The following is a 20,673-nucleotide window of genomic DNA, read 5'->3' on the forward strand; positions in this document are numbered from 1 at the left end:
TTCGCCGAATAACAAAACTGCGGTCAATTTTGACCGCACTTTTGGATACTTTAATGTAATTAGAATGTTGAAGTATCTTGGAATAAGCCGACTTTTAAATCCGTCGCCGTATAAATCACGCGACCGTCCACTTCGACTTCACCGTCAGCCACCCCCATAATTAATTTACGGTTAATGACGCGTTTTAAATGAATACGGTAGGTCACTTTTTTCGCCGTCGGCAACACTTGACCGGTAAATTTTACTTCCCCGACGCCTAAGGCGCGACCTTTGCCTTCGCCGCCAATCCAACCTAAATAAAATCCCACCAACTGCCACATGGCATCCAGTCCTAAACAGCCGGGCATCACCGGATCGCCGATGAAATGGCAACCAAAGAAAAATAAATCCGGTTTAATGTCTAATTCCGCTTCCACATAACCTTTGCCGTATTGACCGCCTGTTTCGTTCATTTCAATTACGCGATCCATCATCAACATCGTTGGTGCAGGCAACTGCGGGCCTTTAGGTCCGAATAATTCACCGCGGCCGGAGGCCAGTAAATCTTCGTAAGTATATGAACTTTTGTGGTTCGGTGTACAAGTGTTTGTCATTTTAATTTTCCTTAACAATAAACAAATAAAGGATATGCCTTGCATAACGCAATGGCAGCATTCTAGCAGAGTCCCTCCAAAATAAAAATAGCTAACACATGTACGCTGAATTGGTCTAACCAGTTACTTTTTACCCAATAACGCACGCCATAAACTAAAACGTGAAGAATCTGCATGTAATTCAAGACGTTGATGAATTAAGCAAGCCAGAGGCTGATTATCTGCCGTATAAATTTTATCCGGTTCCGCTATTAAATCCCGTTCAAATAAAATTTCACTGGTCTGATGAACGTCGTTCACCGCCCAAATAAAAAACTGCTGATTTTTAACCGCACTTTGTACGGATTCGGTTAAACTCAACTGGTTAATCGCCGCCGCCGGAATAATCACGCCTTGCTTTCCGGTTAATCCGCGTCGTTCGCAAATGGTAAAGAATCCTTCGATTTTATCGTTTATTCCGCCAACGGCATGAACCAAACCGAATTGATCGATAGCACCGGTTATGGCGATAGATTGCGGTATAGCCACATCGGACAGTGCGCTGGTTAAAACGCAAAATGCCGCCAGAGAAGCGCTGTCGCCGTCAATTTCAGCATAGGATTGTTCAAATACCAATGATGCGGAAAACGGCAGTTGCGACGGCATTTCTAAGATGCCGGCAAGACAACTTTCCGCAATCAGCATTCCCTTGCCGTGAACGTTTCCTGCCAGTTCGCTTTTTCGTTCCACATCTATAATTTCACCGTCACCGAATTTCACCAAACAACTTATACGAGAAGGTTCCCCGAAAGATAAAGGCGTACCGGCGTAATCCACTACCGACAGACCGTTAATCTGTCCGACTTCCTCTCCATCCGTAGGAATATAAACCTGCTCATACAAAATATCCGCATACGCTTGTTCGCGCAGAAAACCCTGCTGATATTGAGACTGTTGAAAAACTTGTTCAAAATCCACCGCACTTATACTTTTATCGGCGCTATCTTTATGCGCTAGCCCGGCTTTTGTTAACCAATCTTTCAGCATATCGGGGGAAATATTAATTAACCGACGATCTTCACTTTCGCGCACTAATAATTGATAAAGCTTAACGAGCCCCGCCGTATCGGGACACGACAGATTTTGTTCCGCGGAAAAATCCTGCACGTATTTCGCCCATTGACATTGCGCTTTTTCACCTTCTATTGAAAAATAACTTTCGATTTCCGCATAATCCGCATACCGGAACAAATCCTGTTCCAATTCCGAAAACATGGCTAAATCAGTTCTTGTACCCAATAAAATGACTTTTAGCGATAACGGATAACTTGGAATTTCGCAGGGTAACGGTTTAAACGGATGAGCGGAATACCAATCGAATCGCTGAGTTTGCAGAATTTGCTTCAGACGTTCCCATAATTCGAATTTGTCCAGCAGTGTCGCCAGATTGAGAATTAACACGCCGCCGTTCAACTCATGTACCAGTCCCGCGTTTAATTGAATATCTTTTGATATCGGATGTACCTGGATGGCCCCCAATAAACGGCTTTGATCAAAATATAAAGCGGAATCGACGAATTTCTTTGCGGCAAAATTATCCTCCGCCGATTGTGCCGGCTCAACATGTACGCGAGCAAAAGAAAAACTGTCCGCCTGCTCTATTACATAATTTACACCGTGAATCTTTTCATTCGCGCCAGATTTTCTTGTACGAATAAATTGTTCCAACCAAGGCATATATTGCGCCTGATCATCAGCTTTCAGCACCAGTAAAGTGCGGTTGGAATTTTGTAAGAATTGCGACAGTGCCGAACTGACACGGGGCTGTAAATCAAAAAAAGTGACGTTGTCATGAAATGGTTTATCAATCATTAAAGTCGGCGCCAGATATTGCCAGTCCAAAGCTTGTTCAAATCGATTCACGGAGGTTCTCTTATACTGAATTTTAAGGATTGCGTATTATCTCACACATTCATCCCTACGTCTAAAAATGACTGGCATATTTTCCTGAAAACGAGTATATTTATTGCAGTTACCACGTCACATAAAGGGGCGAAAATGAAGTATCAAAAGCTGAAAAATCAAGAAGCGCAATGGAAATGGCGTTATCTTATCAAGAAAAATCGAGACGGTGAAGCTATCACCCGTTACGACGAACGTAGTCTGGCGGATGCCAAAGTGGCAGAACTGCTGAAGGCGCAAAATTACCCCGAGCAAATTGAAAACTGGATTGCCGACAACATGGCTGAAAATCTGGTGATTAAACTGGATCAGGCTATTCGCGCCCGCCGTAAACGTTTTTTTAACGCGGAAAAGCAATCGACCAAGAAGAAATCTATTGATTTGGAATATGGCGTATGGTCTCGCTTATCAAAATACTCCCGCAAAATGAACATGACGCTGTCGGAAACTATTTCCTACATGATTGACGAACGTGAAAGCAAAGCGCTCTACGAATCTCAGATGTCCGCGATGAAAGCAGGTTTAAAAGATTTATTAAAAAAATAAAAAGGCATTATTGTATCTAATCTGAACCGGATTCAATTATTTTCTGACTTAAAAGTTACGTGATGAAAACGTATTTTATTTTCGCTGAGATACTTTTCGGATTGCGCTTTTTAGTAAAAAAAGTGAGTTAATGTATATATACTTTAACTCACTTTTCATTAATTGCAGTAAATTTTCGTATGTTACAAGCCATGCTTGCGGCAAGGAGCCATTAATTTGCCACTACATCTTCTATAAAAACATACCGAAAATTCACCGCACTTTTAATATTCCGATTAATTATTCAATAATCGGAATAATTTTGGTCGCATGCGAGCCTTTATCACCATGAATAACTTCAAAATTCACTTTTTGTCCCGCTTTTAACGAACGATATCCATCCATTTCTATCACGGAAAAATGAGCGAAAATATCCTCATCGCTACCTTCCGCATTAATAAAGCCAAAACCTTTCGCATTATTAAACCATTTAACAACCCCAACTTCCATACAGCACCTCTCTTGGTCTAATTACAACATTGTAAGGCTTTCGCCTTGTTTCTCTATCATCGTTTCAATCATCGGAGATTTCGTTTGTTTTGGCAATCAGTAAAGGTCAAAAATGCAAAGTAGATCACAAAAAATATGATTTTTATGTGCAAAAAACAAAAAAAGGACGCACTACAGCGTCCTAATTTTCTATTCTTTAATAATTAAAGAACAGATTTTGCTTTTTCAACTAAAGCTGTAAAAGCAACTTTATCGAATACAGCGATGTCAGCAAGAATCTTACGATCGATTTCAACAGACGCCTTTTTCAAACCGTTGATGAATTTGCTGTAAGATAAACTGTTTTGACGTGCCGCAGCGTTAATACGGGCAATCCATAATTGACGGAATTGACGTTTACGTTGACGACGGTCACGGTAAGCATATTGACCGGCTTTGATCACCGCTTGGAATGCAACACGATAAACGCGTGAACGCGCACCATAATAACCTTTAGCAGCCTTAAGAACTTTCTTATGACGTGCTCTTGCAATAACACCACGTTTTACACGAGCCATTATTTAATCTCCTACTATCTATTAATAACTAAAATTCACTTGACGTACGTTTGCTTAAACTTCGATAAACCCCGAAGGTTTATGCATATGGTAAGCAAGCTACGACTAAAACGTTATCTGCTTTCGCAACCATGGATTTATGACGTAGATGACGTTTACGTTTAGTGGTTTTCTTAGTCAAAATATGACGTAAGTGAGATTGTTTACGTTTGAAACCGCCGGAAGCTGTTTTTTTGAAACGCTTAGCAGCACCACGTACTGTTTTAATTTTAGGCATTGTTTAAAAACTCCGCATTGTTTTGTTAACACTTGATAGTCAGGCGAAAAACACGATTATTTTCAACCGCACTTTTGCTTTTGTAAAGCACTGCTTATCTCTCAAATGGCATTACTGCCGTGAAAAAGCGAATCAGGCTGCGAAATTTACCTGTGGATCACTTTTGTTTTCCGATATGAAAAACGGACGAATTTTATAGGATTCGTCCGTTTTATGCAAGGAAATCTTATTTTTTCTTCGGAGCAATGACCATAACGGCCTGGCGACCTTCTAGTTTACCCGGTGCGGATTCCACCATAGCAACCTCGGCCGTATCCTGTTTGACACGTTCCAACACGTCTAAACCGATATCTTGATGTGCCATTTCACGACCACGGAAACGTACAGTGATTTTAACCTTATCACCGTCTTCTAAAAAGCGTAGGATGTTACGAAGTTTCACTTGGTAATCGCCTTCATCCGTCCCCGGACGGAATTTGATTTCCTTCACTTGCACAACTTTTTGTTTCTTCTTCTGCTCTTTTGCGGCTTTTTCTTTTTCGTAAATAAACTTACCATAGTTCATAATACGGCACACCGGCGGCTCAGCATTCGGACTGATTTCAACTAAGTCTAACTCAGCTTCTTCCGCGCGACTCAAAGCATCTTGAATTGACACGATACCAACTTGTTCGCCGTTTTCATCGGTTAAGCGAACTTCCTTCACGCCACGAATTTCGTCATTAAGACGATGAGCGCGGTTTGTCTGAACACGTTTTACAGGTTTAATAGCCATATTCCTCTAAATAAGTTTTGTTATGTTTGTCTGCCAAGCAGAAGTATTAAAAAGTTTGCTTATTACAAGCAAAAACGAATGAATCTTATAGTATTTACATAAATCATGCAAGTGAAAAGATATGTTCATTTTGTGCACCGGATCACATATTTTATCTTTATTCCTGCATAGGTTTTAAATACCCGTTTCTAACGGTCCGGCTCAATTTTTAAAACAAAAATACGAACAAAAATCCGTTTATTTTTCACCGCACTTTATACATCTAAATATTCGGATCGAATACTTGATTATTATTCCAAATTCATCATTAAGGCAAATAAAATCATTTGCACTTCTTTTTCCGATAATTTCGTGCCGTTAAAATATAATCCGTCTTTTTCCAGATTTAAGGAAAATTTTAATCCGGTTTCATCTTCCGTCAAAACACCATTACTTTTTGCCTGCATAATAAAATCACTCAATAATACATCGGCTTGTTTATCCGCTTCCTTTTTCGATAAATGATCTTTTTTCTGTCCAATAGCGGACAATAAATCTTTCAACGCCGCTTTGTTAACATCAATTGTCCAATTCAACGTATTAAAAATATTCAGCAAATTGCTTTGTGAAAAACGTGCCGAATTAATTTCCGCTAAAGCTATATTTGCCGTCATTTCTAAATTTCCCTGTTCGCGTGCCAGCAATAACGGTTCAATCTTTAGTTGCGGTTGATGTTTTATGATAGTAGACAACGCAATTTCCGCCGCCGGCGACAAAGTTTTATCCGGACGAACTTGCATTTCATTAATCAGTGTATTCATCGATGCTACATCAAGATGATTGAATTCCCAGTGATTACTTAATGTTCCCAGATTAATATCATTATAATGCAGGGAATCCGCATAACTGTCGATATGGTAATCCACTACGGAATCTTTTACTTCGGCCGAAAAATCGATTTTTGCATTTTTAACGGTAATCGGTACCCCCTTATCCCGCTGCGTGTGTCCCGATATATGTATTTCATCCGTGTCGAATTGATAAGACAAATCAAACACGTTAGGCCATTCTGCAAAACGTTCCCCGATTTCCACCGATAATTTTGCATTTTTCAATTGAATAAGACGTTCGGTTACTTCTTCCGGCAAAACATTGGGGTTAATTCCTTTCTTGCTAAACTCTTTAATATCTATCCTTGCCTTAGCATTACTACCGTTTTTATTCATTTCATAACCACCGGACAAATCTAAGGTAAGATATTCGCCTGCACCTAGCTTGGCTTCATGCAGATTGGCTTGGATTTTCCCGCTTAAACGCTGTCCGTAACTGAGCGTTAATGCGTTTTTAAACGGCGATTCTTTGGTAATAAACCAATCTTCGGTGAGATCATTACGGACGACCTCCATTTCCGCTGAAAAAATCGACGGCATAAAGTTAAACCGTTTGATTTGGTTCAATGGTAGCGGTCCGTGGTAAAGCATACCGCTAAAAGGTACCGACATTTGATTATCCGGCAACTTGACTACCGTATCATAACTGACTTCGGAACTAAACCAACCGCGTTGGAAACGTACATTATCAATTTTCAGTTGAATTTGCCCATCGTTTGCCGACAGCATACGGGCTATCTCTATATTCGTGTGCTGCACCTGTGATTGAAATTCCGCTTCGGCGGTTTTGCCAGTGTACCAGGCCCCTCCCGTCCAGAGGATTGCCGAAGCGATAACTGCCGACATCACTAATGTTGTTTTTTTCATAAACCCCTCAATTCTGATTTTCCCGTTAAATTTATAGCAAAGGTTAAATGCGGGATATGTCAAACTTCGCTAAATTAATGCAATCTTCCGTACTGTAAAATTGGCTTAATGCATGGCGTAACGTCTCCGCCCGCGCCGGCAAACCATTTTCCGCATAGGTGTTGACTTGCGCATAAACCGCTTGTTTGAAAGGCATGTTATCGCCGGGATTACCGTTTAAATTATCCGCACTGGCGAAATAACGGAAATTGGCGGCGGTAGCCAGTATCCATTCGATAGCCTGCGGTTTAACTTCTACTTTTTCGAACTCCCGTTGCCGTTCCGCCGAACGCCCGTCCGGCTCATACCAATATCCGAAATCCTCCAATTTACGGCGTTCCTCACCGGCAATCAGCCAATGGGAAATTTCATGTAACGCACTGCTGTAAAAACCGCGGGCAAAATAAATGGCATTGTACGGCAGCACATCATACCCCTCGGTTTTGTGTCCTGCCGGAATATAAATGGGTTCATCGCCGCCTTTCAGCAATTTGGTATTAAATTCCTTTTCAAAACAATCGTTAAAAATCGCAATAATATCGTCCAACGTATGCGTATTCTGTTCCATAATGTTACTCCGTAATGACTACCGATTTTCCGGCATTCTACCACAAACTCATTTGTTCGCTCTTTTCTTCCTCGGGAATTGTGACGTGTAATCCGACCAATCGAACGCTTCGTCCCTCGGCCCGTTGCCATATTTGGCTTAATAACGTCGCAAAAGTTTCTTGCTGAAATTCCACCGCACTTTTCTCTAATGTCGTCACTTGAAAATCGTCAAATTTCAGTTTCACACCCATTTTTCGATAACGCGATAAAGAAATATCCGGCTTGGCTCGTAATATTCGCCGTTTTAGCTCGGAACAAAGTTCTTCTAGAACCGCCATCCCTTGTTCTAAAGTGAAAATATTTTGTGACAGGGTGCGTTCCACCCCCACGGATTTTCGTTCTCGATGAGGTTGAACTTCTCGTTCGTCAATACCGTGACTGAAATCCCAAATCCGTTTCCCTATTTTCCCGAAACGGTTTAGTAAGACCGACAAGCCGGCATGCTGAACATCTTCACAGGTGTACAATCCCATTTCCAGCAAATGTTCCGATGTCACTTTTCCTACGCCCGGAATTTTACGCAACGGTAAAGTACGGACAAATTCCGTCACATTTTCCGGATTAATGACAAACTGTCCGTTAGGTTTATTTTGATCGGACGCTATTTTCGCCAGGAATTTCAATGGCGCGATGCCGGCAGAGGCTGTGAGGTGTAATTCATCAAAAATCGCTTGACGGATTTCCTGTGCAATCCAAGTGGCGGAACCGCAACATTTTCCGCTATCCGTTACATCCAGATACGCTTCATCCAGCGAAAGCGGTTCGATAATATCAGTATAACGATGAAAAATTTGGTGAATTTGTTGCGACACTTGTTTATACAGCGTCATACGAACAGGCAAAACAATCAGATCCGGACACAGCTTCACCGCTTGAGCCGTCGGCATGGCACTGCGACAACCGAATTTTCGGACTTCATAGTTACAGGTTGTCAATACGCCCCTTTGACGACTGTGTCCACCGACGGCAACAGGTTTGCCGACTAAAGACGGAGCTTCCCGCATTTCTACGGCGGCATAAAAGCAATCCATATCAATATGGATAATTTTGCGTTGAAATGATAACTTCATAAAAAGTGCGGCTAAAAAACTTCATAATTTTTGACCGCACTTTAACACAATAAACTGTATAAATAAACAATTAATTATTGCGTTCGGGTTAAATTCAGCACTTTGGAGAATAACCGCTTAAATAATAACGGAATAGATTGAGTTCCCCGTCGTTCCATTTCCGCCGATAAAGCAATGGCAAGATCCGGTTTGGACGTGCGTTGAATGGCGCGTTGAATAATTTTCCGCATCGGCAGATAACGACCTTGCCGTTCCCAACGGGCTAAACGGATAAACACGTTTTCGAATCCTTCGGTATAGAAGAAATGTTCAATGTCCAGTTTGGGTAACGTGGTAATACGTTGCGAGGACATTTCATGCTCTTCCAGCAAATTATGAGCGGTTTCGCTGTATTTGCGTCCGGCCTCGTCGCCGTCCGTCAATACATACCATTCGATGCCCATAGCTTTGGCGTATTTGATTAACGGACGTAATCCCGACTGGGCAAATTCTACAATACGGATACCTTCCATGCTTAAATTAATATCCAATAATTTAGCTAATTCCGCCAAAATCCAGACTTCCGTTTCCCCTTCCACTAAAATCCAGGTTCGCGAAAATAATGCCAGACTGCGGTTATGATGAATATGGAAGGTTAAACGGCGTAAATCCTCTTTTCCCAATTCACGGCGGAACAATTGATAAGACAAAGTGCGATCCGTATAACGGACCAAACGGCAAATATCTTTTAATTCCGCTTGCGATACCAATTCTACCGAGTTGGTGGTAGTGATTCGTTGAATCGGCAAATATTGCATGAGCTCCCATAAAATGGCAATCATACGCGGATGCAAACGTGCTTCAGGATCTTCAAACAATAAGACCGGACGATGGTATTTACTGGTTCTTACCGGGGCGTCGCTAATAAACAGGGTTTGTAAAAATTCCACTAAACGGGTACGTAATTCCCGGGTTTCATCCTGTTTTAGACGTTGGCACAGCAGCTTTAATTCGTCCCAAAGTGCGGTCGGTTCCAACAACATTTTTTGCGCTAACACATCATTACGGCGTGAAGACATAAAATAATGTTGCAACACCAATCCCACCGCTTGAAACTGACGATCTTCCGATTTATATTTTGCCCGCATGTTTTGCGGATTCAACAGATCTTGTTCGGAATTCAAACGTGCATCGCGGAAACGGTAAATAGGATGCCGGCAAATCAGCGATAACGCAACCTCTTCAGTATTCTCGAGGCAAATAGGTTCGCCCAGTTCATCTAAAAAAGAATACGTGGTAATAACGTCGTTTTGCCGCATTTCGCCTTCTACTCTTAAATAAATGCGATCGTATCCGTCGTCATGAGGCACGAAAACCGCTTGAAAAGACTGATTTTTATCATCCATATCCTCTTTAATATCGCGTTCACTGAAGGTGAATAAAAGCATAATGGCAGGCGTGCTTTCTTCATGATGAAAATCTTCCTGAGTGAAGCGGTAAAGCCGGTTTTTATTGTTCAGGATTAAACTTAAAGCGGCCAATAGACTGGATTTGCCCCAAGCATTTTCTCCGATAAGAACCATATGCGGACGAAGATGAATGGAAAGTCGGTTAATACCGCGAAAACCGACAAGATCACATTGACGTAAATACATAATTTTCCTGTTATACTACTTCTTTCCGAACGCAACCCACAGAGAATTCCGTCATGTTTGAAGGCTTATTGATTGTGCTTGTGCCGATGATTTTAGGTTATTTAATAAAATCCGACAACAGGCTGTTCTTACAAGCGATAAATCGTATTGTCATGATTCTACTCTATATTATTCTGTTTGTAATGGGAATATCCCTCGGTCAATTGGATGATGTCATACAAAAACTGCCTGCTATAGGTTGGTCGGCGTTTGTCTTTTCATTCAGTATTTTGTTTTGCAACATGATCGGTTTAGTTGCTTATGACAAATACCGTCCTGCGCCGTTAAAGCATTTAACCGAAGATTTACCGCCACGCTGGAAATTGCTTATGGACAGCGGTAAATTGTGTACTATGGTCGTCATCGGGTTTATAACGGGATTTTTCGGTCAACATATTATCGCCTTACCTTTAGGCACAAGCACTTATGTACTTGTGCTACTCATTTTCTTCGTCGGTATCCAGTTACGTAATAACGGCATTTCATTAAGAAATGTCCTGTTCAATAAACGAGGAATGTACACGGGAATCATTATGATCGTTACTTCTTTATGCGGTGGTATTATTGCGGCATTTTGGCTGCAATTACCGTTAACACAAGGGCTCGCCGTTTCTTCGGGGTTAGGCTGGTATTCATTATCAAGCGTAGTTATCAATGACGCTTGGGGGCCGATTTTCGGCAGTATCGCTTTTTTTAACGATCTCAGCCGAGAAATTTTCAGCCTTTTTATCATTCCCTTTTTTATGTCTCATTATCGTTCCACTGCTGTAGGATTGGCAGGCGCTACCGCATTAGATTGCACACTGCCCGTTATTCAGCGTTCGGGCGGGTTAGAAGTGGTACCGCTGGCGATCAGTTTTGGTTTCGTGACCAATATTGCACCACCGATTTTATTAGTATTATTCACAGCGATTCCCGTATAAAACATAACAAAAATTTCATGATAAAGTCTATACCTTAATAGACTGTGCCGTAAATTAAGAATTTTTTTATCTCTTTTTAGTCTAACAACAACGTAGGACGGACGTTTTCCGCCTGCGTTATTTTTTATTTTAGGGGGTGAATAATGAAAAAATTACTTTTTTTAACCGCACTTTCGGTGTCGACATTATCGTTAACCGCCTGTATTGTGGGCGACGGTTATTATGACGACGGTTATCGCGATCATATCGCTCGTTATGACAGGCATTACGATCGGCGCGACAGCGAACCGAGATGGCATAAAGATGAACGTAGAGATCACCGCAGACTGGAACGTAGTCCGGAACGCCGTGCGGCGGAAGCAAGACGTCGGGCAAACGATCAATTACATAAAGGCGAACGTCGTCCTGACCGTGAAGAACGCCGGCGACGGGATATTTTTGACCGACGGGACAGATAAACAAACAACGAAAAAGTGCGGTTAAATCGACCGCACTTTTTTCTGTTACCCGTCTATTTCGACGCTATAGATTATTCGGCATAAAGCGCATTATAAAGTTTATTTTCAAAATTGACGAGCGGTGCACGTTTGGTTTTATTTTCCAGTTCACCGGTAGAATAACCGTTAATAAACTGCACGAAAGCAATTTTCTCACCTCGTGCATTGGTCATAAATCCTGCCAAATTATATACGCCTTTCAACGAACCGGTTTTCGCCAGCACGTTTTTGACTAACGGCGCTTGAATTAAACCGCCGCGTCCGCTGATTGTTCCATCTACGCCGGCAATAGGAAAAGTTTCCAGCAAATGTAATTTATCTTCATTTTTTGCCATATATTCCAAAGCCTGTAGCATGGTGTTCGGGTCAATCAAATTATGACGGGATAAACCGGAACCGTCCGCCACAATAGAATGACCGAATTTAAGCCCTGCCTGGCCGGATAATACGCGTTTTAACGCCATAGCGCCTAATTGGAACGAGGCCGGACGTTTAAACGTTTGATATGCCGTAGTCCGAAATAACGCATCGGCAATTTGGTTATCGGACTTTTTCATCATTGTTTTCAGTAAATCCGGTAAAGGTTTAGACAGATGTTGCGCCAAAAGCGTACCGGTTTGCGGTTGATGAGGCATTTTCACCTGTCCGGAGAATTGGATACCAAGTTGTTTCAGCTGACGTTGTACAATCGAGGCGGCATAAGCGTCCGGGTCTTGCACGGCAAAACTCAGTCCGAAAGGTTTATTTTGACGCGCAATACAGCCCTTAATCTGGTAACGGTTGTTATCATGTACGACCGCGTCCAGCTGACAATAAGCCGCTTCATTGGCACTGACCACTTTAACCTGTCCGAATACCTGAATCGGATATTGCGACGGCACGTTAAATTTAACATTTTCACCTACGGACTGATTTGCGTCCAAATTCACATAGAAACAGTTATTATCCAGATTTGCGGCGGCAGGGGGCGAATTAAAACACATCACCAAATCATTCCAGATCCAACCTACGCCCCGATCATGACTGGCAAATACCGAGGTATCTAAAATGAGATCGCCGTCAATTTTATTGATATTTTGTTTTTTTAACTGTGCTAATAAATTATAAAGTTGTCCGGTCGTTAAATTCGGATCTCCGGTAAATTTGACAATTAAATCCCCGGCCAACACGCCGTTTCGAACCTGACTGTTACTGAGTAAACTGGTCGCAAATCGAAATTGATCACCTAAAACCAATTTTGCAGCTAAAGCGGTAAAAGTTTTTTGGGTACTCGCCGGCAACATAAAAGTGGATGCATTATAATCCGCAATAATTTCACCACTGTGTAGATTTTTCGCCACAAATCCCAAACTGGCACCTTGCGGCAGCTCTTTACTTAACGCCTGCACATCCACTTGGGCAGACGCCGTACCAACAAAAAAGAAGGTTGAAATAAGAATTTTTTTTGTAAAACCGAACATATTCAAGAGGGATTCTGTTGCTATTTTTTTTCAGGCGAACAATAATAGACCCTGAATTAAGTTGAGTAAATATTTTTCTCAATTTCATCTTATTATTTTGATCTACTACGGCATTGCCATACAATGTCGTGGTTTTGTTTTACCTTAAAAAGGAAAGAGAGCGCAATGAAACAAATTCCCATGACTGTCCGCGGAGCGGAACAATTACGTGAAGAATTGGACTTTTTGAAGAATACTCGTCGTCCTGAGATCATTAAAGCTATTGCCGAAGCCCGTGAGCACGGCGATTTAAAAGAAAATGCCGAATATCACGCAGCCCGTGAACAACAAGGTTTTTGTGAAGGGCGTATTCAGGAAATCGAAAGTAAACTGTCAAACGGCCAAATTATTGATGTTACAAAAATTCCTAATAACGGTAAAGTGATTTTCGGTTCGACGGTGGTGTTAGTAAATGTAGACACGGACGATGAAGCGACATATCAAATTGTCGGTGACGATGAAGCCGATATCAAAGCCGGCTTAATTTCGGTAAATTCACCCATTGCCCGTGGTTTGATCGGCAAAGAAGTGGATGATACGGTTAATATCGTAACGCCGGGCGGTACGGTAGAATTTGATATTATTGAAGTAAACTATATTTAAGAAAAAACGGCGGGTGAAAACACTCGCCGTTTTTATTTTAGTTATAAACAGATTATTTGCGAGGTAAAACAATTTTAGGTTCATTACTCGGGCGATAAAGTACCAGAATATGCCCGATAGTTTGCACAGTCGCTGCATTTGTTTCACGCACAATAGCATCGATAATTAACTGTTTTGTATCACGATCCGCACCCGCTATTTTCACTTTGATCAATTCGTGGTGATTTAACGCATTATCTATTTCCGCCAGCACCCCCTCGGTTAAACCGTTTCCACCGAGCATAACGACAGGGCTTAAGTGATGCGCTAATCCTTTTAAATATTGTTTTTGTTTGGTTGTTAATGTCATAAATAATCCTAAATTCTTTTCAGTATTGTAAAAAATCGGCGAGATTATAACGAAAAAAAAGGGAGCTTTCACTCCCTTTCTTGTTTTATCTCGTGGTTTCCCATTTATTCCGTTTTATCATCAGACTGATTGGCGGAATTTTTAGTTTTAGTTTCAAATTCATCATTTTTTTCGACCGCACTTTGAACGTCTTCCTCTTTCGTTTCGTCCTCATCGGTCGTCTGACGACCATGAGAAGATTCGTCCCATCCTGCCGGCGGCATAACAGATTCGCGATTCATTAATTGTTTAATTTGTTCTTCTTCAATAGTTTCGTATTTCACCAACGCATCTTTCATTGCGTGAAGAATATCCATATTATCAATTAACAATTGTCGCGCACGTTCATAGTTACGTGTCACTACGGCACGAACTTCTTCGTCTATAACATGGGCGGTTTCATCGGACATGTGTTTGGCTTTAGCCATAGAACGACCGAGGAACACTTCACCTTCATCCTCGGCATAAAGAATCGGACCGAGTTTATCGGAAAAGCCCCATTGTGTCACCATATTACGGGCAATATTGGTTGCCACTTTAATATCGTTTGAAGCGCCGGTAGAAATATTCTCTTCGCCGTAAATCAATTCTTCCGCCAGACGACCGGCATACAGTGTTGAGAGTTTACTCTCCAATTGTTTTTGACTGATGCTGATTTGATCGCCTTCCGGTAAAAAGAAGGTTACGCCTAACGCCCGTCCGCGCGGAATAATCGTCACTTTATGTACCGGATCATGCTCCGGCACGAGATAACCGACTATCGCATGTCCCGCTTCATGATATGCCGTACTTTCTTTTTGCTTGTCCGTCATAATCATAGAACGACGTTCAGGTCCCATATTGATTTTGTCTTTCGCTTTTTCAAACTCAAGCATCGTAACAACACGTTTATTTGTCCGTGCTGCGAATAATGCCGCTTCATTTACCAGATTCGCTAAATCCGCACCGGAATACCCCGGTGTACCGCGAGCTAATGTCATAGCGTCTACATCACTACCGATCGGTACTTTACGCATATGTACTTTTAAAATTTGTTCCCGTCCGCGAACATCCGGTAAACCGACGGTAACCTGGCGGTCGAAACGTCCCGGACGTGTCAACGCCGGGTCCAAAACATCCGGACGGTTGGTCGCCGCAATCACGATAACGCCCTCTTTACCTTCAAAACCGTCCATTTCCACCAACATTTGGTTTAGGGTTTGTTCACGTTCATCGTGGCCACCGCCTAAACCGGCACCACGTTGGCGACCGACGGCATCAATTTCATCAATAAAAATCAAGCATGGCGCATTTTTCTTAGCTTGTTCGAACATATCGCGTACACGCGAAGCCCCTACCCCCACGAACATTTCCACGAAATCGGAACCGGAAATTGTGAAAAACGGTACTTTCGCTTCACCAGCAATAGCTTTGGCGATCAGCGTTTTACCCGTACCCGGGGGGCCAACCATTAAAATACCTTTTGGAATTTTTCCGCCCAGTTTTTGGAATTTACCCGGATCCCGTAAAAATTCAACGATTTCCCCCACTTCTTCTTTTGCCTCATCACAACCCGCAACATCAGCGAAGGTGACTTTAATTTGATCTTTAGTCAGCATTTTGGCACGGCTTTTACCGAAGCTCATGGCTTTACCGCCACCGCCCTGCATCTGACGCATAAAAAAGAACCAAACGCCCACAAGAAACAACATCGGGAACCAAGAAATGAACAGTTGAGCCAAAAAACCTCGCTGCTCAGGTAACGCCCCATCCACTTTTACTTTTTGTTTCAATAAGTCGTTGAGTAATTGACGATCTTCCAATGGTGTCGGTAATACGGTGGTATATTTGGAACCGTCTTTTTTGGTAACGAAAATTTCACCGACTTCATTAAATTTGGTTTGGGAAATCTGTTGGTTTTCCACATCCGTCATGAATGTTGTGTAATCAATCCGACTACTCGAATCCGAGTTGAATCCTTGGTATGCTGTCATCATAATCACGGCAACAACAACCCAAAGGACAAGGTTTTTGACCATATCGTTCAAGGTTTTACCCCATATAGTTAGTTAAAAATTTGTTAATAGCTTACACGAATTTAGACAAGGAATAAAATAATCAATGTAATAATTAATATTTATAGCCGATTGCCACAATATAGACTTCACGGGAACGTCCGCGGGACGCTTCCGGTTTCCGTACTTTTACCACTTTAAATAGAGAGCGGATTTCACGTAAATACTCGTCAAATCCTTCGCCCTGAAAAACTTTTACCACAAAACTGCCGTTAGCGGTAAGAACCTGTTTACACATATCCAAAGCCAATTCTACCAGATACATTGCACGCGGAATATCGACCGAAGGCATACCGCTGAAATTAGGTGCCATATCCGACATCACCACATCGACTTTGGATTCTCCCACACGTTCAAGTAAAGCGGCAAGTACATTTTCATCACGGAAATCACCTTGTAAAAAATCTACGCCCACAATAGGATCCATTTCCAAAATATCGCAGGCAATAATTCTGCCTTTCGAGCCGATTTGAGTAACAGCATACTGCGACCAACCGCCCGGTGCCGCACCAAGATCAACAACCGTCATTCCCGGTTTAAACAACCGATCTGTTTGTTGAATCTCATCTAATTTGAAATAAGCCCGCGAACGCAGTTTTTGCTTATGCGCTTTTTGGACAAAAGGATCTTTAAAATGTTCGTTTAACCAACGGCTCGAACTCGCCGAACGTTTTCTTCCCATAAAGTAATCTGTAAATTTTAAAATAATTATTCTCTAAATAGGGGCGAATAACTAAAGTTTCAAGTGCGGTCAATTTTGATTAAATAATGAATAGTCGATTAATTCGCATAAGGCATTAATAATGAACAGCTGACTTTCCTGAATCCGGCTTTCTTTTTGCGCAGGTACTTGAATTTCAACATCGTTTTCGCTCAATAGCCCCTGAAAATAATCATTATTCACACCGGTCAAAGCGATAATCGCCACATCTTTGGCGGAAGCGCAATCTATCACATCTAAAATGACCTCCTCATTGCCGTTAGGCGACAAAACAACCAACACATCACCTCGTTGAGCGATAGCATTAAATTGACGTTGATAAAGGGTTGTCAGCTGTTTATCCAAAACAATGGCGGAACCGACCGCACTATCCAAACTCAATAATACCGAAGGGAAACTCGGACGTTCCATCTCATAGCGGTTAAGTAAATTAGCGACCAGAATTTGCGCATTAGCATAAGATCGTCCATGCCCGCACACAATAATTTTATTACCCCGCAATAAAGAAGATACCAGCAGATTGACGGCTTTCCGTATAGAATCCGGTAAAGCGTCAGAAGCGGAAATTTGTGTTTGAATACTATCGGCGTATAAAGATTTAATTTTTTCTAACATAATCAGACAGGGTTAATCTAAAAAATTGGGAAGCCATTCAATATCGGAGGCAGTCCGACCGAAAGCAATTAAATCGAAACGACAATCGGCATCCTCCAGACTCAGATTGCGTTGTGCCAGCCACATATTGGCTGCATCCAGCCATTTCTGCTGTTTACGCCAATCCACGCTTTCCACTGCGGAACCGAATAAGATCGTTTTACGTTGGCGGACTTCTACAAAAACATAGGTATCACCGTCAGCCATAATCAAATCCAGTTCACCACATTTAAAATGTTGATTGGCGGCAATAAAGCGTAAACCTTGTTGTTCTAAAAAAAGGCGAGCTTGTTGCTCAAAGCTCGCCCCTTTCTCTCGAGTCGTTTTAAACATCTGATTAATTCAACGGAACAACGTTGCCATCTTGGTATTGGAACCACGTCATGCTACGTTCGATATTACAGTTCGGACCTGCACTTAATGTGCCGGTTAAACCGCTGACGGAATAACCCGGAACCTGACGTAATTCATTGAATTTATTTATTAACAACCAAGCATCAGCCCCCATTGCATACAAACGAATTAGGCTGTAATCGCCATTGGTCGCCTGTGAAATTTTTTGATATTGGCTTGAATCCGATTCTTTAAAAAACGGAATATCGCTGAATTTCACGCCATTCATTTGTAACCGATATTCCGGTGTGCTGTTTGATGTGTTGCTACGTGAACTGGCATAAATATGCAAACTTTTATTGGCGTTATCAATTGTCGATTTAATATCCACCAATTCACTGTCTGTAGCTACCACATAGACGGCTTTTGCCGCTTGCGCCGCGCCGCTTTGTAAAGCAACGGAAACATCATCGGTTGATCTGAAAAACACAATATTGGCGTCCGTTGCAGCAAGTTGTTGCCAGCGCACATTAAAAGCAGAAGCTGTACGTTGTCCCAAATCGGATTGCGGCACAAACACTAACGGTTCGCGAATATTATCATTCCACATTTTGTCCGCAGCGGATTCCGCTTCATCTTCCGGTGACAGACCATAATAACACATCTGGTTAATTGCACGACTGTTGTGAGTGGAATTTAATGCTAACACATCTATGCCCTGCACAATATTCGCATTATTAATTACGGCATCCACATTCGGTTTAAGTAAGGGACCGACAATAGCGGATGCTCCCCCCTGTTTGGCCTGGGTTAGTGCATCCGGCACCGGCGTTGCAATCGTATCGATAGTTTCCACCTGCATGCTGGTATCGGCGCCGCGCGAATCATCGAAACCGGCTTTAACCGTACCGCCGATCAAACTGGCATCACCGCTTAGCGGTAATAATAAAGTAACTTTATTTAATCGGGTTTGTTGGAAATTAGACATGCCTCTGAGCTCGGTCGGCAACATATAAGCGGCACTGTGATTCGGATAAGAATTTTTCCAACTTTCTAACGCCTTATTTAATTGCGTCGGTTGATTCATATTATCATTATATGCTTTTGTTAAGGCCAACCAACCTGCCAATGCCACATTACCGTCGGCAGAAGTATTATTAATCGTACCCTTGTTGGCTGAACGCAATAACGCCCAAGTGCGGTCGATATTTTCCTGTTTTCTTTGGACATCGGTTAAATTATAATCTTTCTGAATACGGGCTTTCACCGCTTCAATAATTTCACGTTTATTTTCGGCTATACGCGCTACAACTTCATAATAACGTGATTTCTGGGATTGACTGAGTTTGGCTAAGTCAATCGTTTTTAACTGAGTTTCGGCACGGCTATTTTTACGCTGAATAGCGGAAATATGGGCTTCAATAATCGATTTATCGAGTAATTGTTCGGGAGTGAGATCTTTCAATCGTGCCAACAGCGCTTCGGCTTGCGGTACTTTATTCTCAGTCACCATCACACGAGCGGCTAACAGTGTATAAGTCTGTTTATCTTCAACTTCCTGAGTTTGTTCGATTTTATTCATATAAAAATCAGAACTGGCATTAGCGTCATTTTTTAAAACATTGGTAAAACTGCTACCGAAGAAATTTGTACACCCCGCCAGCATCATCGGAAATAAAAGCGGCATTAAACGTTTCTTAAATTTTGCACCTTGTAATAAAATAGACATAATAGCTCCGTTAGTCATAAAATTTATTCGAATCTTACTTCGCTCACCAATTAAAATCAAATAAAAGAAGAGAGAAAATGCATAATTCATCAGGGATTTTATATATCGTCGCCACCCCTATCGGTAATTTACAGGATATAACCCAACGCGCGCTGGATATTTTGAGTCAAGTGGACTTAATCGCTGCGGAAGATACGCGCCATAGCGGCTTATTATTAAACCGTTACGGTATAAAAAAACCGCTTTTTGCTCTGCATGATCACAATGAACAGCAAAAAGCGACGCTATTAGTGGAAAAACTGCTGAAAGGAACCGATATCGCCTTAATTTCTGATGCCGGCACACCTTTAATCAGCGATCCGGGGTTTCATGTAGTGCGTCAATGTCGTCAGGCGGGTATTCGTGTCGTGCCGTTACCCGGTGCCTGCGCCGCTATTACGGCATTATGTGCTTCAGGTATCGCATCCGATCGTTTCTGTTTTGAAGGTTTCTTACCGGCTAAAACGAAAGCACGGCAAGATAAATTACAAAGTTTGGCAGAGGAGCCCCGAACCTTAATTTTTTATGAAAGTACGCACCGAATTTTAGATGCTTTAGAGGATATAGAAGCCGTACTAGGCGAAAACCGCTATATAGTTCTTGCTCGGGAAATTACCAAAACCTGGGAAACGATTTCCGGTGATACGGTAAGTGCATTGCGACAATGGCTCAGCGAAGATCCCAATCGTACAAAAGGCGAAATGGTACTGATTATTGAAGGGAAAGCAAAACAGGAAAACGATGAATTTGACGGGCAAGCAGTAAAAGCGTTGCAATTAATCAGCCGAGAACTTCCCCTAAAAAAAGCGGCGGCTATTGTGGCGGAACTTTACGGATACAAGAAAAATGCGTTATATCAATATGGGCTAGAAAATTTCAATTAGTACCCAGATAAAACCAACGGCGTAGCTGTCTAACGGTGCGCCGT

The 20,673-nt window shown here is 42.0% G+C and carries 22 protein-coding genes; 5 read left to right on the forward strand and 17 right to left on the reverse strand.

Annotation, left to right across the window (positions count from 1 at the left end; all coding sequences use genetic code 11):
• Window positions 1-59 precede the first annotated feature (59 nt).
• Window positions 60-593, reverse strand: a complete 534-nt coding sequence (fabA, locus tag ASUC_RS07520) for a 3-hydroxyacyl-[acyl-carrier-protein] dehydratase FabA (RefSeq protein WP_012073179.1) — start codon at window positions 591-593, stop codon at window positions 60-62.
• A 123-nt stretch (window positions 594-716) separates the two neighbouring features.
• The gene (locus tag ASUC_RS07525) at window positions 717-2,444 is read right to left on the reverse strand and encodes an AAA family ATPase (protein WP_049752220.1); all 1,728 of its coding nucleotides are present in this window, start codon (window positions 2,442-2,444) and stop codon (window positions 717-719) included.
• A gap of 186 nt (window positions 2,445-2,630) precedes the next feature.
• On the opposite strand from ASUC_RS07525, the gene matP reads away from it, so the two are divergent.
• A complete protein-coding gene (gene matP / locus ASUC_RS07530; RefSeq protein ID WP_012073181.1) occupies window positions 2,631-3,080 on the forward strand; it encodes a macrodomain Ter protein MatP in 450 nt (149 codons plus the stop codon).
• A gap of 279 nt (window positions 3,081-3,359) precedes the next feature.
• Here matP and cspD read toward each other — a convergent pair whose 3' ends face one another.
• The 8 genes from cspD to ASUC_RS07570 form a co-directional block, all read right to left on the reverse strand.
• A complete protein-coding gene (cspD, locus tag ASUC_RS07535) occupies window positions 3,360-3,569 on the reverse strand; it encodes a cold shock domain-containing protein CspD (RefSeq protein ID WP_012073182.1) in 210 nt (69 codons plus the stop codon).
• A gap of 203 nt (window positions 3,570-3,772) precedes the next feature.
• Window positions 3,773-4,126, reverse strand: a complete 354-nt coding sequence (gene rplT / locus ASUC_RS07540) for a 50S ribosomal protein L20 (RefSeq protein WP_012073183.1) — start codon at window positions 4,124-4,126, stop codon at window positions 3,773-3,775.
• Window positions 4,127-4,205: 79 nt separating this feature from the next.
• Entirely contained in the window at window positions 4,206-4,403 is a 198-nt protein-coding gene (gene rpmI / locus ASUC_RS07545; protein ID WP_012073184.1) for a 50S ribosomal protein L35, read from the reverse strand.
• Between the two features lie 226 nt (window positions 4,404-4,629).
• Window positions 4,630-5,178 (reverse strand): translation initiation factor IF-3, encoded by a 549-nt coding sequence (infC, locus tag ASUC_RS07550; protein WP_012073185.1) that lies wholly within the window; start codon window positions 5,176-5,178, stop codon window positions 4,630-4,632.
• 290 nt (window positions 5,179-5,468) lie between these two features.
• The gene (locus ASUC_RS07555) at window positions 5,469-6,914 is read right to left on the reverse strand and encodes a YdgA family protein (RefSeq protein WP_012073186.1); all 1,446 of its coding nucleotides are present in this window, start codon (window positions 6,912-6,914) and stop codon (window positions 5,469-5,471) included.
• Between the two features lie 43 nt (window positions 6,915-6,957).
• Window positions 6,958-7,521, reverse strand: a complete 564-nt coding sequence (locus ASUC_RS07560; protein ID WP_012073187.1) for an elongation factor P hydroxylase — start codon at window positions 7,519-7,521, stop codon at window positions 6,958-6,960.
• Window positions 7,522-7,558: 37 nt separating this feature from the next.
• The gene (dinB, locus tag ASUC_RS07565) at window positions 7,559-8,632 is read right to left on the reverse strand and encodes a DNA polymerase IV (protein ID WP_012073188.1); all 1,074 of its coding nucleotides are present in this window, start codon (window positions 8,630-8,632) and stop codon (window positions 7,559-7,561) included.
• A gap of 74 nt (window positions 8,633-8,706) precedes the next feature.
• A complete protein-coding gene (locus ASUC_RS07570) occupies window positions 8,707-10,266 on the reverse strand; it encodes an ATP-dependent endonuclease (protein ID WP_012073189.1) in 1,560 nt (519 codons plus the stop codon).
• A gap of 53 nt (window positions 10,267-10,319) precedes the next feature.
• On the opposite strand from ASUC_RS07570, the gene ASUC_RS07575 reads away from it, so the two are divergent.
• Both ASUC_RS07575 and ASUC_RS07580 read left to right on the forward strand, forming a co-directional pair.
• On the forward strand, window positions 10,320-11,228 hold the full coding sequence (locus ASUC_RS07575) for a lysine exporter LysO family protein (protein WP_012073190.1): 909 nt from the start codon (window positions 10,320-10,322) through the stop codon (window positions 11,226-11,228).
• A gap of 143 nt (window positions 11,229-11,371) precedes the next feature.
• Window positions 11,372-11,686 (forward strand): hypothetical protein, encoded by a 315-nt coding sequence (locus tag ASUC_RS07580; RefSeq protein WP_012073191.1) that lies wholly within the window; start codon window positions 11,372-11,374, stop codon window positions 11,684-11,686.
• Between the two features lie 71 nt (window positions 11,687-11,757).
• Here ASUC_RS07580 and dacB read toward each other — a convergent pair whose 3' ends face one another.
• Window positions 11,758-13,185 carry a serine-type D-Ala-D-Ala carboxypeptidase gene (dacB, locus tag ASUC_RS07585; RefSeq protein WP_012073192.1) on the reverse strand — a complete coding sequence of 476 codons (1,428 nt, stop codon included), beginning with the start codon at window positions 13,183-13,185 and terminating at the stop codon, window positions 11,758-11,760.
• A 165-nt stretch (window positions 13,186-13,350) separates the two neighbouring features.
• On the opposite strand from dacB, the gene greA reads away from it, so the two are divergent.
• Entirely contained in the window at window positions 13,351-13,827 is a 477-nt protein-coding gene (greA, locus tag ASUC_RS07590) for a transcription elongation factor GreA (RefSeq protein ID WP_012073193.1), read from the forward strand.
• 52 nt (window positions 13,828-13,879) lie between these two features.
• Here the strand turns inward: greA and yhbY are convergent, their stop codons facing one another.
• The 6 genes from yhbY to ASUC_RS07620 all read right to left on the reverse strand — a co-directional run bounded on the left by yhbY (window position 13,880) and on the right by ASUC_RS07620 (window position 19,706).
• On the reverse strand, window positions 13,880-14,176 hold the full coding sequence (gene yhbY, locus ASUC_RS07595) for a ribosome assembly RNA-binding protein YhbY (protein ID WP_012073194.1): 297 nt from the start codon (window positions 14,174-14,176) through the stop codon (window positions 13,880-13,882).
• Window positions 14,177-14,280: 104 nt separating this feature from the next.
• On the reverse strand, window positions 14,281-16,233 hold the full coding sequence (gene ftsH / locus ASUC_RS07600) for an ATP-dependent zinc metalloprotease FtsH (protein WP_012073195.1): 1,953 nt from the start codon (window positions 16,231-16,233) through the stop codon (window positions 14,281-14,283).
• Window positions 16,234-16,324: 91 nt separating this feature from the next.
• Window positions 16,325-16,951, reverse strand: a complete 627-nt coding sequence (rlmE, locus tag ASUC_RS07605; RefSeq protein ID WP_012073196.1) for a 23S rRNA (uridine(2552)-2'-O)-methyltransferase RlmE — start codon at window positions 16,949-16,951, stop codon at window positions 16,325-16,327.
• Window positions 16,952-17,020: 69 nt separating this feature from the next.
• A complete protein-coding gene (locus tag ASUC_RS07610) occupies window positions 17,021-17,605 on the reverse strand; it encodes a D-sedoheptulose-7-phosphate isomerase (protein ID WP_012073197.1) in 585 nt (194 codons plus the stop codon).
• 12 nt (window positions 17,606-17,617) lie between these two features.
• A complete protein-coding gene (locus tag ASUC_RS07615) occupies window positions 17,618-17,977 on the reverse strand; it encodes a YraN family protein (RefSeq protein WP_012073198.1) in 360 nt (119 codons plus the stop codon).
• 4 nt (window positions 17,978-17,981) lie between these two features.
• On the reverse strand, window positions 17,982-19,706 hold the full coding sequence (locus tag ASUC_RS07620; protein ID WP_012073199.1) for a penicillin-binding protein activator: 1,725 nt from the start codon (window positions 19,704-19,706) through the stop codon (window positions 17,982-17,984).
• 77 nt (window positions 19,707-19,783) lie between these two features.
• Between ASUC_RS07620 and rsmI the strand changes: the two genes are divergently transcribed.
• Window positions 19,784-20,629 (forward strand): 16S rRNA (cytidine(1402)-2'-O)-methyltransferase, encoded by an 846-nt coding sequence (gene rsmI / locus ASUC_RS07625; RefSeq protein ID WP_012073200.1) that lies wholly within the window; start codon window positions 19,784-19,786, stop codon window positions 20,627-20,629.
• The last annotated feature ends 44 nt before the right edge of the window (window positions 20,630-20,673 follow it).

The sequence above is a fragment of the Actinobacillus succinogenes 130Z genome (assembly GCF_000017245.1).
In the GTDB taxonomy this organism is placed as follows: Bacteria; Pseudomonadota; Gammaproteobacteria; order Enterobacterales; family Pasteurellaceae; genus Exercitatus; species Exercitatus succinogenes.

Excerpts from the sequence above, each read along its gene's own strand:
- infC (WP_012073185.1), bottom strand. The coding sequence starts at position 5,178 with ATGGCTATTAAACCTGTAAAACGTGTTCAGACAAACCGCGCTCATCGT.
- rsmI (WP_012073200.1), top strand. The coding sequence starts at position 19,784 with ATGCATAATTCATCAGGGATTTTATATATCGTCGCCACCCCTATCGGT.
- rlmE (WP_012073196.1), bottom strand. The coding sequence starts at position 16,951 with ATGGGAAGAAAACGTTCGGCGAGTTCGAGCCGTTGGTTAAACGAACAT.
- ASUC_RS07570 (WP_012073189.1), bottom strand. The coding sequence starts at position 10,266 with ATGTATTTACGTCAATGTGATCTTGTCGGTTTTCGCGGTATTAACCGA.
- cspD (WP_012073182.1), bottom strand. The coding sequence starts at position 3,569 with ATGGAAGTTGGGGTTGTTAAATGGTTTAATAATGCGAAAGGTTTTGGC.
- rplT (WP_012073183.1), bottom strand. The coding sequence starts at position 4,126 with ATGGCTCGTGTAAAACGTGGTGTTATTGCAAGAGCACGTCATAAGAAA.
- ftsH (WP_012073195.1), bottom strand. The coding sequence starts at position 16,233 with ATGGTCAAAAACCTTGTCCTTTGGGTTGTTGTTGCCGTGATTATGATG.
- ASUC_RS07560 (WP_012073187.1), bottom strand. The coding sequence starts at position 7,521 with ATGGAACAGAATACGCATACGTTGGACGATATTATTGCGATTTTTAAC.
- ASUC_RS07580 (WP_012073191.1), top strand. The coding sequence starts at position 11,372 with ATGAAAAAATTACTTTTTTTAACCGCACTTTCGGTGTCGACATTATCG.
- ASUC_RS07610 (WP_012073197.1), bottom strand. The coding sequence starts at position 17,605 with ATGTTAGAAAAAATTAAATCTTTATACGCCGATAGTATTCAAACACAA.
- dinB (WP_012073188.1), bottom strand. The coding sequence starts at position 8,632 with ATGAAGTTATCATTTCAACGCAAAATTATCCATATTGATATGGATTGC.
- ASUC_RS07620 (WP_012073199.1), bottom strand. The coding sequence starts at position 19,706 with ATGTCTATTTTATTACAAGGTGCAAAATTTAAGAAACGTTTAATGCCG.
- greA (WP_012073193.1), top strand. The coding sequence starts at position 13,351 with ATGAAACAAATTCCCATGACTGTCCGCGGAGCGGAACAATTACGTGAA.
- ASUC_RS07525 (WP_049752220.1), bottom strand. The coding sequence starts at position 2,444 with ATGATTGATAAACCATTTCATGACAACGTCACTTTTTTTGATTTACAG.
- ASUC_RS07555 (WP_012073186.1), bottom strand. The coding sequence starts at position 6,914 with ATGAAAAAAACAACATTAGTGATGTCGGCAGTTATCGCTTCGGCAATC.
- yhbY (WP_012073194.1), bottom strand. The coding sequence starts at position 14,176 with ATGACATTAACAACCAAACAAAAACAATATTTAAAAGGATTAGCGCAT.
- ASUC_RS07575 (WP_012073190.1), top strand. The coding sequence starts at position 10,320 with ATGTTTGAAGGCTTATTGATTGTGCTTGTGCCGATGATTTTAGGTTAT.
- rpmI (WP_012073184.1), bottom strand. The coding sequence starts at position 4,403 with ATGCCTAAAATTAAAACAGTACGTGGTGCTGCTAAGCGTTTCAAAAAA.
- dacB (WP_012073192.1), bottom strand. The coding sequence starts at position 13,185 with ATGTTCGGTTTTACAAAAAAAATTCTTATTTCAACCTTCTTTTTTGTT.
- matP (WP_012073181.1), top strand. The coding sequence starts at position 2,631 with ATGAAGTATCAAAAGCTGAAAAATCAAGAAGCGCAATGGAAATGGCGT.
- fabA (WP_012073179.1), bottom strand. The coding sequence starts at position 593 with ATGACAAACACTTGTACACCGAACCACAAAAGTTCATATACTTACGAA.
- ASUC_RS07615 (WP_012073198.1), bottom strand. The coding sequence starts at position 17,977 with ATGTTTAAAACGACTCGAGAGAAAGGGGCGAGCTTTGAGCAACAAGCT.